We start from the raw sequence: 14,899 nt of genomic DNA on the forward strand, positions 1-14,899 counted from the left end.
TCAAGGAGTGGGCAGAATCAACGGGTTCTGACGACTTGGAATCAGGCCAGTTAGACGTTCAAGGCTGACGTTTCGCAACAACGGCTTCTGCGTCAACGTTCGTTAGGTCAATGTCCGTTAGGTCAATGTCCGTTAGAAATTGCCAACGAACCACCCTGAATCAGGCCAGTAGCTCGATGGTAGTCAAGCGGCGGGCTAAACGCAAGCCCCTGACAATTGACAACGGCCTATTGGCGACGCAACCTTGGCGTAGCCCACTGGAAGGAACGCTCATGCTCAAGGATCACTCGCTCTCGGACGCCGACCCGGCCCCGGCCTCGGACAGCACCGAACCGGCGCGTCTGGCCGCCATCGACCTGGGGTCGAACAGCTTCCACCTTCTAGTAGCCAACTACGCCAACGAGCGCCTTCAGGTGGTCGCGCGCTTGGGTGAAAAGGTGCAGCTAGCCGCCGGGCTCGATGAGAGCGGCTATCTAAGCGAACCTGCCATGCAGCGCGCCCTCGAGTGCCTGGCGCGCTTTGCGCCTTTTTTGAACGACATCGCCCCGGCCAATATGCGGGTGGTGGGCACCAACGCCCTGCGCGATGCCCACAACAGCCAGGATTTCATCGAACAGGCCGAAGCCCAGTTGGGCCACCCTATCGAGATCATCGCCGGGCGCGAAGAAGCGCGGTTGATCTATCTGGGCGCCGCCCACGCGCTGGCCGAAAATGGCCGACGATTGATCGTCGATATCGGCGGCGGCTCGACGGAGCTGATTATCGGCGAGGCTTTCGAGTCCAAAGCACTCGAAAGCCTGCGCATGGGCTGCGTGACCTACTCGAGCCGCTACTTTCCCGATGGCGAGCTCAGTGAGAAGCGCATGCGCCGCGCCGAGCTTGCCGCGCTTTCCGAGCTTGCCAACATCCAGCGCCCTTACCAGCGCCTGGGCTGGGCCGATCCGGTAGGCTCCAGCGGCACCATCAAGGCCGCCGCCAGCGTGCTCTTTGCCTACGGCGATACGCCTCAGGAAGGCCTGATTACCCGGGCGGGGCTCAAGAAGCTGCGCGAGCGGCTGATCAAGTGCAAAAGCCTCGACAAGGTCGCCCTGGACGGCCTCAAGGAGGACCGCGCCCGGGTGTTCCCGGCGGGCGTGGCGATTTTGGGCGCGATCTTCGAGGCATTCGACCTCAAGGAGATGCGCTTTGCCGACGGGGCGCTTCGCGAAGGCGTACTGTTCGACATGGCCGGGCGCAACGACGCCGAGGATACCCGCGCCAAAACCCTGACCAATCTGCAGCGCATTTACGATGTGGATACCCGCCAGGCCGGCAACGTGGCGCTGACCGCCAAACGGCTGTTCGACCAGGTCAAGCGCGCCTGGCGGCTCTCCGATGAGCAGGGCCACTTTTTGCAGTGGGCGTGCCTGGTGCACGAAATAGGGCTTGCGATCTCCCACAGCCAGTTTCACCGCCACGGCGCCTACTTGCTGGAGCACTCGGATTTGGCCGGCTTCTCGCGCCCGGAGCAGCAACTTCTGGCGCAGCTGGTGCGCGCCCACCGGCGCAAGTTTCCGGTCAAGGAGTGGCAAAACCTGCCCGCGGCCCAGCGCGATGCCAACGCCAAGCTGGCGCGGCTTCTGCGCCTGGCGGTGCTGATCAACCACTCCCGCCCGGAAGAGACGCCCACCGCGCCGAACCTGAGCGCCAGCGAACAGACGCTGACGCTCACCCTGCCGGCAAGCGACGAGCCGACGCTTTTGAGCACCGATTTAGAGCAGGAGCAGGCCTACATGCAGGCGGCGGGGTTTGCGCTGAAGCTGGTGTAAAAGCGCTCAAATGCCGCGAAGCGCGGCGTCCCGGGCTTCGAACAGCACCTGGCCTGGCCCGCTCAAAGCGCCCAGGCAGCGACCGCCGCTCATCACCACGATCACCCGGGGGCGCTGCCAGGGTGGCACCCCCGCCTCCTGCAGCAGTCGTTTGAGATCGCGCCGCCCACGCCGGGCCAGATCGATCACCTCACCGCCCTGACGAAAGCGCAGCGTCACCGCCTGTAACGGGTTTAGCGCCACGCTCAATGGCCCCAGGGGCGTTGCAACGCCCGCCTCGCCGTTCCAGTCCACCTGCCACTCGGGCAGCGCGCCCAGCGGCGCCATGAGATAAAGCCGCCCCCGCCATAACCGCGCCTCGGCCCCGGGCCAGCTCACCTGCACGCGGGCATCCGCCGCCGCCTTTAGCTGGCCCAAAAGACCCATCAAACGCGCCCTGGGCGGGGTGGGAAGCTCGAGCGACTGACAGAGCGTGCGGATCAAAAGACGCTGGCGGGCCGGCGAATAGGCGCCGAGCGCGGTGGCGTCGATGCATCCGGGCCCGCAGGTGATACGGGCCAGATCCTCGGCGGCGTACTCGCTTAACAGCGTGTCGGCCTCGGCGGCCAGTGCCGCGCTTTGGGCGAGCGCGGCTGGCGCTTGCCAACGCTGCGCCAGGGCGGGTATTACGGTGTGGCGCAGCCGGTTACGATCCAGCGCGATATCCTCGTTGGATGGGTCATCGCACCACTTAAGGCCAAGCGCCTGGGCGGCCGTCTCAAAATCGCTGCGCGCTATGCCAAGCCAGGGACGTAAAAGCGTGCGCCCCTGCCACTGGCGCAGGTAAGGCATACCCGCCAGACCGCGCACGCCGCTGCCGCGAAGCGCGGCCAGCAGAAACGTTTCGGCCTGGTCGTTTTGGTGCTGAGCAAGCCACAGCGTATCCCCCGGAGGCACGTGCGCGGCGAACGCCTGGTAGCGCGCTCGCCGCGCGGCGGCCTCGACCCCGTCACCCTGAACATCGACGTGGACGGTAGCCACGCTAAGCGCCACCTCGAGGGTATGGCACAGGGCCTGGCAGTGCGCCTCGAAGTCGGCGGCACCTGGCTGTAAGCCGTGATTGACGTGCAGGGCGTGAAGGGGTCGGCCGGCCTGGCGGCATACCCTGGCGGCCAGGGTGAGCAGTAGCGTGGAGTCCAGCCCGCCGGAGAGCGCCACCCAAATAGAGCGCCCCGGCGCTGTATGCGCCAGGGCGTCGATCAACAGCCGTTCGAGCGAATCCGAGGGCTTATGCGGTGGGCGCGCCATAGCTCATCAGGCGATCATAACGGCGCTCCAATAGCGCGTCGGTATCCATGCGCTTGAGCCGGTCGAGGCTTTCGCCCAAGGTCTGCTTGACGCGCTCGGCGGTGGTTTGCGGGTGACGGTGAGCGCCGCCCAGCGGCTCCTTGATCAGCTCGTCGACGAAGCCAAGCTCCTTCAAGCGCTCGGCGGTGATGCCCATGGCCTGGGCGGCCTCGGACGCCCTGTCGGCGCTTTTCCACAAAATGGAGGCACAGCCTTCCGGCGAGATCACCGAGTACGTCGAGTACTGAAGCATGTGCAGCTCGTCGCACACGCCGATGGCCAGCGCCCCGCCGGAGCCACCCTCGCCCACTACGGTCGAGATGATCGGGGTTTTCAGCCGCGACATGACCGCCAGGTTATAGGCGATGGCCTCGGATTGGCCCCGCTCCTCGGCGTCGATGCCGGGGTAGGCGCCGGGGGTGTCGATAAAGGTCAGCACCGGCATCTTGAAACGCTCGGCCATTTCCATCAGGCGGCACGCCTTGCGGTAGCCTTCCGGGCGCGGCATACCGAAGTTGCGGCGCACCTTCTCTTTGACGTCACGCCCTTTCTGGTGACCGATCACCATCACCGGGGCATCGTCGAGGCGCGCCACGCCGCCCACCAGGGCCGCGTCGTCGGCGAAGTTACGATCGCCATGCAGCTCGTCGAAATCGGTGAAGATCGAGGCGAAGTAGTCCAGCGGATAGGGGCGCTGAGGGTGGCGCGAAATCTGGGATACCTGCCAGGGCGTCAAATCCTTGAAGATCGACTCGGTCAACTTGCGGCTTTTCTCTTCGAGCCGGGTAATTTCGTCGGACAGGTTGACCTGGTTGTCGGAGCTTACCAAGCGCAGCTCCTCAATTTTCGCCTGAAGCTCTGCTATGGGCTGCTCAAAATCGAGATAGTTGGGGTTCATCGGCTCTGCCTGTAAGCTGCCTGTAAAAAACAAGCCTGATTAAAAACGTCGTCAAACGTGCATTATCGCACCCTAACCGGCGCGCGCAAGGCGCACCGGTCAAACGCTACTTGTAGCGCAGCTGGATACCGACCTGACCTTCGACGTCGCGAAGGGTTTGCAACAGGTCGTCGCTGGGGGTCACGCTCCAGCTGTCGTCGAGTGCCAGCCACCCGGTAGCATCCGCGTGGCGGTAGTGAAGGTGTATCGGAAGCCCGGCCTCGTCGCGGTATGGGGTTAGACAATCGCGCAGGCTCTCGACCAGCCGGCCGTTGATCTGCGCGGCGTCCAGGGCGATCTCCACGCCCTGACCGTAGCGCAGCCGCGCCGCCACCATGGGCGTGACCTCCTTGCCGCGTAGCTTGAGCCCACCGGAGAAGTCGTCGCTCGACACGTCGCCTTCGACGATCAGCACCTGGCCGTCGAGACTTTGGCCTCTAAGCTGCTCGAACAATTCGCCAAAGATCGAGGCTTCGATGCGCCCGGTACGGTCGTCCAGGGTGACGAACGCCATGGTGTCGCCGCGCTTGGATTTCATGGTGCGCATGGCGACCACCAGCCCGGCCACTCGCTGGGGCTCCCAGGAGGGCTTGAGCTCGCTGATGCGCGTGGAGACGAAGCGCTTGAGCTCCCGCTCGTACTCGTCGATCGGGTGACCGGTGAGATAAAGGCCGAGGGTATCCTTTTCGCCAGCCAACCGCTCACGGTCGGACCACTCCCGGGCGTGGCGGTATTCCAGGTAGACATCGCTTTCCTGCTCTTCCTCTACCGCGAACGCCTCGCCGAACATATCCATCATGCCAAGATTCTGGTTGGCGTGGTTCTGGGCCGCCGCCTTCAAGGCGTCCTCCATGGCCGCAAACAGCACCGCCCGGTTGGGGCCGAGATTATCCAAGGCGCCTGAGCGAATCAGCGCCTCGAGGGTGCGCTTGTTCATCCGCTTGGCGTCGATGCGCCGACAGAAATCGAACAGATCCTTGAAGGGGCCGTCCGCCTCGCGGGCCTCGACGATGGCACCGATGGGGCCTTCGCCGACGCCACGAATCGCGCCCAGCCCGTAAACCACCCGAGCCTCGATATCCACGGTGAACTTATAGCCCCCCACGTTGACGTCCGGCGGGGTCACGGTGAGCTTTAAGTTGCGACACTCCTCGATCAAGGGCACGACCTTGTCGAGGTTGTCCATCTCGGTGGAGAGCACCGCGGCCATGAACGGCCCCGGGTAGTGCGCCTTCAGCCAGGCGGTCTGGTAGGAGACCAGCGCGTAGGCGGCGGAGTGGGATTTGTTGAAACCGTAGCCGGCGAATTTTTCCACCAGGTCGAAGATGTTGCCCGCTAGGTCCTTGTCGATGCCGTTGGCCGCGCACCCTTCCATGAAGCCGGCGCGCTGCTTGGCCATCTCTTCGGGCTTTTTCTTACCCATCGCCCGGCGCAGCATGTCCGCCTGGCCCAGGCTGTATCCCGCCATGACCTGGGCGATCTGCATGACCTGTTCCTGGTACAGGATGATGCCGTAGGTCGGCGAAAGCACCGGTTTCAACAGCTCGTGCTGGTAATCCGGGTGTGGATAAGATACTTCGGCGCGGCCGTGTTTCCGGTTGATGAAGTCGTCCACCATGCCGGACTGAAGCGGGCCCGGGCGGAAAAGCGCCACCAAAGCGATCATGTCGTCGAGTGAGTCCGGCAACAGGCGCTTGATCAGCTCCTTCATGCCGCGGGATTCGAGCTGGAACACCGCGGTGGTTTCGGCGCGCTTGAGCATTTCAAACGTCTTGCCATCATCGAGCGGAATGGCGTCGATGTTGAGCGAGCCCTGCCCGGCCGCGTCGCGCACCTTGTCGACCATCTCCAGCGCCCAGTCGATGATCGTGAGCGTACGCAGACCCAAAAAGTCGAACTTGACCAGCCCCGCCTCTTCGATATCGTTCTTGTCGAACTGCACCACCAGGCCGGAGCCGTCTTCGTCGCACAGAAGGGGCGAGAAGTCGGTTAGCTTGGTGGGGGCGATGACCACGCCACCGGCGTGCTTGCCGGTGCCGCGGGTGGTGCCCTCGAGCTTGAGCGCCATCTCCCAGATCTCTTCGGCCTCGTCATCGGACTCGATGAACTCCTTGAGTGCCGGCTCCTGCTCGATCGCCTTGCCAAGCGTCATGCCCACTTCAAAGGGAATCAGTTTGGAGAGCTTGTCGCCGAGTGAGTAGGGCCGCCCCTGGGCACGGGCCACGTCGCGCACTACGGCCTTGGCGGCCATGGTGCCGAAAGTGACGATCTGGGACACCGCGTTACGCCCGTAACGATCCGCCACGTAGTCGATGACCCGGTCGCGCTTTTCCATGCAAAAGTCGACGTCGAAGTCGGGCATCGAGACACGTTCGGGATTCAAGAAACGCTCGAACAGCAGGTCGTAACCAATCGGGTCGAGATCGGTGATCTTCTGGGCGTAGGCCACCAAGGAGCCGGCGCCGGAGCCGCGACCCGGGCCCACCGGTACGTCGTTGTCCTTGGCCCACTGGATGAAGTCCATCACGATCAGAAAGTAGCCGGGAAACCCCATCTGGATGATGATCTCGAGCTCGAAGTCGAGCCGTTCCCGGTAGCGCTGGTCGATCTCCTTGTACTCGTCGCTGTCCCGCGGGTAGCGCTCAGCAGGAAACAGGAAATCGAGGCGCTCGGTCAGGCCGTCGTGGGAGACCTTTCTAAAGAACTCGTCCTGGGTCATGCCTTCGGGGATGCCGAACTCGGGCAGAAAGATTTCGCCCAAGCGCACATCGACGCTGCATCGCCTGGCGATCATCACGCTGTTCTCCAGCGCCTCGGGGATATCCGAGAAGAGCTCGGCCATCTCCTCCGGGGTTTTCAGGTACTGCTCTTCGCTATAGCGGCGCTCGCGGCGCGGATCGTCGAGCGCCTTGCCCTCACCGATCGCCACCCGGGTTTCGTGGGCCCAAAAGTCGTCGCGCTCCAGAAAACGTACGTCGTTGGTGGCCACTACCGGCGTGCCGGTTTCCACGGCAAGCTTCACGCTTGCATGCACGCAGGCCTCTTCCAGCGCGCGCCCGGTACGCACGAGCTCCAGGTAGAACCGGTCGGGAAACGCCGCCTGCCACTGCTCCAAAAGCGCCTTCGCTTCACGCTCGTGATCGCTCAAAAGGTGACGGCCAATCTCGCCTTCGCGTGCCCCGGAAAGCACGATCAGGCCGTCGCTTTGCGCGAGCACCCACTGCTTGTCCAGAATCGCGCGGCCCTGGCGCTGGCCGTCGCTCCAGCCTTTGGAGATCAGCTCGGTCAGGTTGCGATAGCCCACGTCGTTCATCGCCAAAAGCGTAATACGGTACGGGTGCGCCGCATCATGAGGATTTGCCAGCCACAGGTCAGAGCCGATGATCGGCTTGAGCCCTGCGCCTTGGGCGGCCTTGTAGAACTTCACCAGGCCGAACAGGTTCGCCTCGTCGGTCAAGGCCAGCGCCGGCATGGCGCGGCTTTCAGTCGTGCTGACCAGCGATTTCAGCTTCACCAGGCCGTCGACCAGGGAGTATTCGCTGTGCAAACGCAGATGAACGAAGGGAGACGTCATAGGACTTTCACCACTGGATAAATAAATGGGCCGTCGTCAGGCCAGCGCTAGCTGACGCTTGACCGGCGCAAAGCTTACGCGATGTTCACTCAGCGGGCCGTGCGCCGCCAGCGCCGCGAGGTGCTCTTTGGTCGGGTAGCCCTTGTGGCGGGCGAAACCATAGGCCGGGTGGCACGCATCGAGCGCCACCATCTGGGCGTCCCGGGCCACCTTGGCCAGAATCGAAGCTGCGGCAATCGCCGTGTGGCGGGCATCGCCCTTGACGACGGCCTGCCCGGGAAGCGCGTGGCCGGGTAAACGATTGCCGTCCACCAGCAAATACTCTGCTTGCGGGGCGAGGCCGTCAATCGCCCGACGCATGGCCAGGTGCGTGGCGTGAAAAATATTGAGCGCGTCCACCTCCGAAGCGCTCGCCTCGGCCACGCAGTAAGCCAGCGCTTGGGCCCGAATCTGCGCATCCAGCGCTTCGCGTTTGGCCGCACTCAAAGTCTTCGAGTCGTTGAGCCCCTCGATGGGCGCTGCCGGGTCGAGAATGACCGCCGCGGCAACGACGCTGCCCACCAGCGGGCCGCGCCCAACCTCGTCCACACCGGCCAGGTACGCGCCGGTGTAGGGAATCTGTAGAGGCGGGTACTCTTTAGGTGTCTTGACGGCCATACGACTCCTCGGAATCCTTGGGTAGCGGGCGGCCTTCGGCGACCGCCTCGACGGCCAGCGCCGCGCGAACGCTCGCCCCGCGTTGAAGCGCGGCGTGCATGCTGGCAAAGCGCGCCTCCAGCGCTTGGCGGGAAGCGTCATCCTCCAGCAACGCATTCAGCGCGTCGACAATCGCCTCCGGCGTGGCAGCGTCCTGAACGAGCTCCTCCACCAGCGCCTCTTGGGCGATCAGGTTGGGTAGCGAGATCCAGCGCGTCTTGACCAGCCGCCTGGCAAGCCAATGAGTGGCCGGGGCCATCTTGTAGGCCACCAGCATCGCCCGGTGACAAAGCATCGCTTCAAGCGCGGCGGTCCCGGAGGTCAGCAGCACCAGGTTGCTGGCCACCATGGCTTCGCGGGCATTGCCTTGTATGAGCGTGACCGTGGCCGCGAGCGCCGGGGTGCGGCGTAAAAGCGCCTCGAGCTCCTGGTAGCGCTGCGCGGTGGCGGCGGGAATGACCACGCAAAGCGCTGGATGGCGCTCCTTGAGCCGCGTCACCGCCTCGAGAAAGGTCTCGCCCATGAAGCGGATTTCGTTGCCCCGGGAGCCGGGTAGCACCGCCAAGAGGGGGCCGTCCTCGGGAAGCCCGAGCGCCTGGCGGGCAGCGGTGCGGTCGTTTTGAAGCGCCATTTCGTCGGCCAGCGGGTGGCCGACGAAGGCGACCGGCACCTGGTGGCGTTGATAGAACGCCGCCTCGAAAGGCAGAAACGTCAGCATGGCGTCCACGGCGCGGGCGATCTTTTTGACCCGGCCCTGGCGCCAGGCCCATACCGAGGGGCTCACGTAGTGGGCGGTCTTGATGCCCGCGCGGCGCAGCTTGAGCTCGAGGCCGGTATTGAAGTCCGGCGCGTCGATGCCGATCATGATGTCCGGCTGCCACTCACACGCCTCAAAAAAGAGCGTGCGGCGTACGCGAACGAGTTCGGGCAGGTGCTTGACCACCTCGACCAGCCCCATGACCGAGAGGGTTTCCAGCGGAAAGCGGCTCTGCATGCCCTCGGCCTGCATATTGGGCCCACCGATACCACGAAACTCGACGTTTGGGTGGCGCGCGCGCAGCGCACGCATTAGCCCGGCCCCCAGCTGGTCGCCCGAGAGCTCGCCGGCGACAAGGTATACACGCGCTAAGGCCATGCTCATCTTCCTGTGGCGTTGGTGGTCACGCCGTGGCAGAGCGTCACCCGGTTCTGATCTAGCGGACGATACCGCGCGTGGAGCGCTCGATCGAGTCGGCGAAGTGCGTGACCTCGGGGATATCGAAGCGCGTGCGCATTTCTTCGAGGGCCTGCTCGACGGTCATTGCCTGGCGGTAGACCAGCTTATAGGAGGCGGTCAGCGCACTGATCACCTCGCGGCTGAAGCCGCGGCGTTTGAGCCCTACCAGGTTGAGTCCGCGCGCCTCGGCCGGGTTGCCGTTGATCATCATGTAGCAAGGCGTGTCCTTGGTGATGATCGAGCCGCCGCCGGCCATGGCGTAGTCGCCAAAGTGGCAGAACTGATGGACCGCCGAGAGCCCACCCAAAATCGCGAAATTGCCGACGGTCACGTGGCCGGCCAGGGTCACCTGATTGGCAAGAATACAGTCGTCGCCGATCAGGCAATCGTGGCCGACGTGGACGTAGGCCATGAACAGATTGCGCGAACCGATGGTGGTTTCGCCGCGATCCTGCACGGTGCCGCGATGAAGCGTCACGCCTTCGCGCACGACGTTGTCATCGCCCATCACCAGGCGGGTGGGTTCGCCGGCGTACTTCTTGTCCTGGCACTCCTCACCCACGGAGGCGAACTGGAAAATACGCGTGCGCTTGCCAAGCCTGGTGGGGCCCTTGACCACCACGTGGGGCCCGATCACCGAGCCCTCGTCGATCTCGACATCGGGGCCGATCACGGTGAACGGGCCGACCTCGACGTCGTCGGCAAGGCGGGCCGTTGGGTCGATCAGTGCGGTAGGATGTATCAAGTTACCTTCCTCTCGGCACAGATGATTTCCCCTGCGCAGGCAAGCTCGCCGTCCACCGTGGCTTCGCAGGCAAACTTCCAGATACCACGCTTGCCACGAATCACGTTCGCCTCCAGACGCAGCTGGTCGCCGGGCATGACCGGGCGCTTGAAGCGCACGTTGTCGCTGCCCACGAGGTAGTACACGTAGCCATCGGCGGGCAGCTTGTTGACGGTTTTGAAGCCCAAAATGCCGCAGGCCTGGGCCAGTGCTTCGATCACCAGCACGCCGGGCATGATCGGGTGATGGGGGAAGTGCCCATTGAAGAAAGGCTCGTTGATGCTGACGTTCTTGTACGCCACGATGGATTCGCCCACAGTTAACTGCGTCACTCGATCCACCAGCAAGAACGGATAGCGGTGGGGCAAGTATTCGCGAATTTCGTTAATATCCATAACCATCGTAACGACCTCAAAAAAGACAAAAAACCTGATAGCGAATCAGGTAAATGCCAGCGTCGCCGCTGGCAAAAGGTGGCGAATTATACCCCCGCAGCCGGGTGAAGGGCCACCTGGCGCGAACCTAAAACGCGCCTCTACTCATCGCGGCGTACTTTTTCCAACTTGTTCAGCCGCTTGGCGATCTCGTCGAGTTGCTTGAAACGTACGGCATTCTTGCGCCACTGGGTGTTGTTCATCGCCCCGGTCCCGGAGGAGTAAACGCCCGGCTCTAAAATGGAGTTGGTCACCAGGCTCATGCCGGTGACCTGGACACCGTCGCAGATCGTCAGGTGGCCGGAGAGCCCGACCCCGCCGCCCAGCATGCAGTGCTTGCCGACCTGGGTGGAGCCGGCGATGCCCACGCAGCCCGCCAGCGCGCTGTGATCGCCGATAGTCACGTTGTGGGCGATCTGTACCTGACTGTCGATTTTGACGTCGCGGCCAATCAACGTATCGCCCAGTGCGCCGCGGTCGATACTCGAGCAACTGCCGACTTCCACGTCGTCGCCGAGCACGACCCCGCCCAGCTGGGCGATCTTGTGCCAGCCCGCGCCGTCGTGGGCAAAGCCGAAGCCGTCGCCGCCAATCACGCAGCCGCTTTGCAGGATCACCCGCTTGCCGATCACGCAGCCGTGGCAAACGGTGACGTTGGCGTGCAGGCGCGAGCCCTCACCGATCGTGGTGTCCGCGCCGATCATGCTCCCGGCGCCGACCACCACCCGCGCGCCCAGCGTGACGCCGGACTCGATCACTGCGTGGGCCTGGATCGAAACGTCTTCGCCTAGCACGACGTCGTCGGCGACCACCGCGGTTGGGTGTATGCCGATCGTATCCCGGGCTTTCACGGGGTCGAACAGTTGGGAGACTTTGGCGTAGGCCAGGTACGGGTTGTCGATCTCCAGGCGAGGCACCGGGCAGTTTTTGCCGTGCTCGGGGTGAAGCAGCACCGCCGCTGCCCGGGTGGTCGTCAGATCCTTGAGATAGGCGCGGTTGGCCAAAAAAGCGATCTGGTCGGGCTCGGCTTCCTTGAGCGTTGCCAATCCGCGAATCGGCTGGTCAGCGTCGCCGTCGAAGGCGATGTCCAGGTGGCGAGCGATATCAGCCAGCGTGATGGTGTGAGGAGCGTGCGTCATGGGAGCCCACAATTGCGCGGGTGCGGCAGCGCCGCACCCCATCGATTAGTTTATAGCGAGTCGAAAATCTGCGTGACTTCATTGGTGACGTTGGGCAGATCCGTCGAGGAGTGCAGTACCCCCTGGGGCTCCACCAGCACATCGATGTTATGACGCGCCAGCACCTGCTCGACGGCTTGCTCGAGCTTGGACTCGGCGCTTTCCAGAAACTGCTGTTCGGAGTTTTGCTGGGCCTGCAGTACATCGCGGCGCAGCTGCTCGAAGCGGCTGCCCTTCTGCTGAAGCTCGGCAATCAGCGATTCACGCTGGGCCTGGCCCATGGTCTCGCCTTCGTTTTGCAGGCGCTGCTGAAGCTGCTGGAGCTCGTTACCCAAGCCTTGGGCTTCGCGCTGTTGGCTACCGATCTGACCTTCCAGCTGGCTCAGCGAGGTTTGTGCGGACTGCGTGTTCATCAGCGCAGCGCGCCAATCGAGTACCGCCACCTCGGAGGCAAAAGCGGGAAGCGCCATGCTCCCGAGAAGACATACCGCGGCCGTCAATTTACGCATGCTAACTCCTTTTCTTAAGCTGACACGGGTCAGGCCGGCAAGCGCCGGCCGACCACGGGCGTATTAGAACGTTTGGCCCAACGAGAACTGGAAGAACTGCGTGTCGTCGCCGCTTTCATCGTTGAGCGGCTTGGCAACGCTGAAGGTAAGCGGTCCTACCGGCGTTAGCCAGGCAAGGCCCACACCCGCGCTGTAGCGCAGATCGCCCAGGTCGACGCCAGAGCTGCAGCGCTGACGTCCGGCGTCTTCGTCCAATACATCGTAGCAAGAGTCCAGGAAGGTGTTACCCGCATCCACGAACAGCGACGGCTGAATCGAGCGCTGGTCTTCGACGAAGGGCAGCGGGAAGAGCACCTCGGCGCTGCCTTCCATCAATACGTTACCGCCAAGCGTGCGGTCGCGGCCGCCTTCGCGAGCTGGCGTGGTGCGCTGGCCCAGGGTGTTCGAGGTGTAGCCACGCACCGAGCCCAAACCACCGGCATAGAAGTTTTCATAGAACGGGAACGGGTCGTTGGTTCCCAGCGTATCGGCGTAGCCCAAATTACCGGTGAACTTCAGCGCCCAGGTTTGCTCTTCGTTGACCGGAAAGAGCTGCTGCGCGCGGGCGCGGGCCTTGTAGTACTGGGCGTCGCTGCCCGGCACGCCGGCTTCCACCGACAGGCGCTGGTAGTTACCCGCGGTCGGCATGACGCCACGGTTCAAGTTGTTGCGGGTCCAGCTGGCGCTGAGCTTCAGGCTTTGGGCATCCTTACCCTCCTCTTCCACGTAGCGGCGGATTTCCGAGGCCGTATCGAAGTAGGTCTTGACCGTCAGGTCCTCGACGCTGGCGCCGAAGTTGAGCCGCGAAAGCTCGCTGATCGGGTAGCCGAAATTGATACCCGCGCCGTAGGCGTCGGTGGAGAACGTCGAAATGTCGGAGTCGGCGTAGTCGGTCTCGCGGTAGAAAACGTTATAGCCGCGGGAGATACCGTCCAGCGTCCAGTAGGGGTCGGTGAAGGCGAAGTTGACACTGGTGAAAGTATCGCTTCGCTGAGCGCCGATGTTGACCCGGTTACCGGTACCGAGGAAATTGTTCTGCGCCAGGCCCACCCCGTAGATGATACCGGCGCTTTGCGAGAAGCCCACGCTTGCCGAGACCGAGCCCGAGGGCTGCTCTTCGACGTTATAGGTCACGTCCAGAAGGTCGGGCTGGCCGGGCACCGGCTGGGTGTCGACCTCAACCTGGCTGAAAAAGCCGAGCCGTTCGAGGCGCTGGCGCGACTGAGTGATCGAGTCGGTGGAGGCCGGCGCGCCCTCCATCTGGGTCATCTCGCGGCGCAGCACTTCGTCCTGGGTGGTGGTGTTACCGTAAAACTCGATACGCCGAACGTAGGCGCGCTGGCCCGGGTCGACGGCGATCACCAGGTCCACGCTATCGCCGCTGCCGGTTTGCTCGGGCACGCCCTGCACCTCGGCAAAGGCGAAGCCTTCAGCGCCCAGGCGGCTTCGCAGCGCCTCGGTCGAGGCGTTGACCTGACCGCGGGAGAAGACGTCGCCGCTTTCCACTTCCAGCAACTGACGCGCTTCGTTTTCGCTGATTTGCAGGTCACCGGCAAAGCGGATGTCACCGACGCGAAACTGCTCGCCTTCATCCACGTTCAGAGTAATGTAGATGTCGGACTGCTGCGGGCCAATGGAGACCTGGGTCGAAGTCACGTCGAAATTGATGTAGCCGCGGTCCAGGTAGAACGAGCGCAGCCGCTCGATATCGCCGGCCAGCGCCTCGCGGGAGTACTCGTCGTTGGAGAACCAGCCAAAGATGCGCCCGGGGCGGTCTTCGAGCTCGAACACGCTGCGCAAGGTCTCGTCGTCGAAGTCGTCGTTACCGACGATGTTGATCTGACGGATGGTCGCGACGTCACCTTCGTTGACGTTGATGTTGACCTGAACGCGGCCTTCGTCGATCTCCTGAACGTCAGTGCTGATGCTCGCACTGTAACGCCCCTGGGACTGATAGACGCCTTCGAGCTCGCGCTGGATCTCTTCGAGTGTCGAGAGCTGCAGCACCTGGCCTTCGGAAAGGCCGGACTGGCGCAAGCCCCGGCGCAGGTCGTCGTCGGCGATTTCACTGTTGCCGGTAATGTTCAAACGCGCGATGGTCGGGCGCTCGACGACCTGGATGACGAGCACGTCACCTTCCCGGGCAAGCGATACGTCTTCGAAAAGGCCGGTAGCGAACAGATTACGCGCCGCCGCCGCCAGCTCCTGCTCGCTGACGTTGTCGTTGGCGCTGACGGGAAAGGCATTGAAGACCGAGGCGGCAGATACCCGCTGCAGCCCTTCTACACGAATGTCCGAAACGTCAAAGGATTGTGCCTGGGCGCTACCCGCCGCCGCCAGCAGGAGTGCCGCCATTCCAAGGGTCTTGATTTTCATGCAGTCAGTTCGCTCGCGTTGG

11 protein-coding genes are annotated in these 14,899 nt (G+C 63.6%); 1 reads left to right on the forward strand and 10 read right to left on the reverse strand.

Annotated elements, in window-relative coordinates; all coding sequences use genetic code 11:
* Window positions 1-272 precede the first annotated feature (272 nt).
* A complete protein-coding gene (ppx, locus tag ACWHRL_RS15425; protein ID WP_447894371.1) occupies window positions 273-1,808 on the forward strand; it encodes an exopolyphosphatase in 1,536 nt (511 codons plus the stop codon).
* 6 nt (window positions 1,809-1,814) lie between these two features.
* Here the strand turns inward: ppx and tilS are convergent, their stop codons facing one another.
* The 10 genes from tilS to bamA form a co-directional block, all read right to left on the reverse strand.
* Complete coding sequence (tilS, locus tag ACWHRL_RS15430; protein WP_447894372.1) at window positions 1,815-3,095, reverse strand: tRNA lysidine(34) synthetase TilS; 1,281 nt, start codon at window positions 3,093-3,095, stop codon at window positions 1,815-1,817.
* Entirely contained in the window at window positions 3,076-4,032 is a 957-nt protein-coding gene (locus ACWHRL_RS15435; RefSeq protein ID WP_447529948.1) for an acetyl-CoA carboxylase carboxyltransferase subunit alpha, read from the reverse strand. The genes tilS and ACWHRL_RS15435 overlap by 20 nt, the downstream gene beginning before the upstream one ends.
* Window positions 4,033-4,138: 106 nt before the next feature.
* Complete coding sequence (dnaE, locus tag ACWHRL_RS15440; RefSeq protein WP_447894373.1) at window positions 4,139-7,645, reverse strand: DNA polymerase III subunit alpha; 3,507 nt, start codon at window positions 7,643-7,645, stop codon at window positions 4,139-4,141.
* A gap of 36 nt (window positions 7,646-7,681) precedes the next feature.
* Window positions 7,682-8,302: a ribonuclease HII gene (gene rnhB / locus ACWHRL_RS15445; RefSeq protein WP_447894374.1), complete on the reverse strand. Its 621-nt coding sequence runs from the start codon at window positions 8,300-8,302 to the stop codon at window positions 7,682-7,684.
* Complete coding sequence (lpxB, locus tag ACWHRL_RS15450; protein WP_447894375.1) at window positions 8,283-9,476, reverse strand: lipid-A-disaccharide synthase; 1,194 nt, start codon at window positions 9,474-9,476, stop codon at window positions 8,283-8,285. The genes rnhB and lpxB overlap by 20 nt, the downstream gene beginning before the upstream one ends.
* Window positions 9,477-9,534: 58 nt before the next feature.
* Window positions 9,535-10,302, reverse strand: a complete 768-nt coding sequence (gene lpxA / locus ACWHRL_RS15455) for an acyl-ACP--UDP-N-acetylglucosamine O-acyltransferase (RefSeq protein ID WP_447894376.1) — start codon at window positions 10,300-10,302, stop codon at window positions 9,535-9,537.
* Complete coding sequence (fabZ, locus tag ACWHRL_RS15460) at window positions 10,299-10,742, reverse strand: 3-hydroxyacyl-ACP dehydratase FabZ (RefSeq protein WP_447529953.1); 444 nt, start codon at window positions 10,740-10,742, stop codon at window positions 10,299-10,301. Before fabZ ends, lpxA begins: the two co-directional genes overlap by 4 nt.
* 134 nt (window positions 10,743-10,876) lie before the next feature.
* A complete protein-coding gene (gene lpxD / locus ACWHRL_RS15465) occupies window positions 10,877-11,914 on the reverse strand; it encodes a UDP-3-O-(3-hydroxymyristoyl)glucosamine N-acyltransferase (protein WP_447529954.1) in 1,038 nt (345 codons plus the stop codon).
* A gap of 50 nt (window positions 11,915-11,964) precedes the next feature.
* Entirely contained in the window at window positions 11,965-12,462 is a 498-nt protein-coding gene (locus ACWHRL_RS15470) for an OmpH family outer membrane protein (RefSeq protein WP_447529955.1), read from the reverse strand.
* A 63-nt stretch (window positions 12,463-12,525) separates the two neighbouring features.
* Window positions 12,526-14,877 carry an outer membrane protein assembly factor BamA gene (gene bamA / locus ACWHRL_RS15475; RefSeq protein ID WP_447529956.1) on the reverse strand — a complete coding sequence of 784 codons (2,352 nt, stop codon included), beginning with the start codon at window positions 14,875-14,877 and terminating at the stop codon, window positions 12,526-12,528.
* Window positions 14,878-14,899 lie beyond the last annotated feature (22 nt).

The organism is Vreelandella sp. GE22 (genome assembly GCF_968212445.1).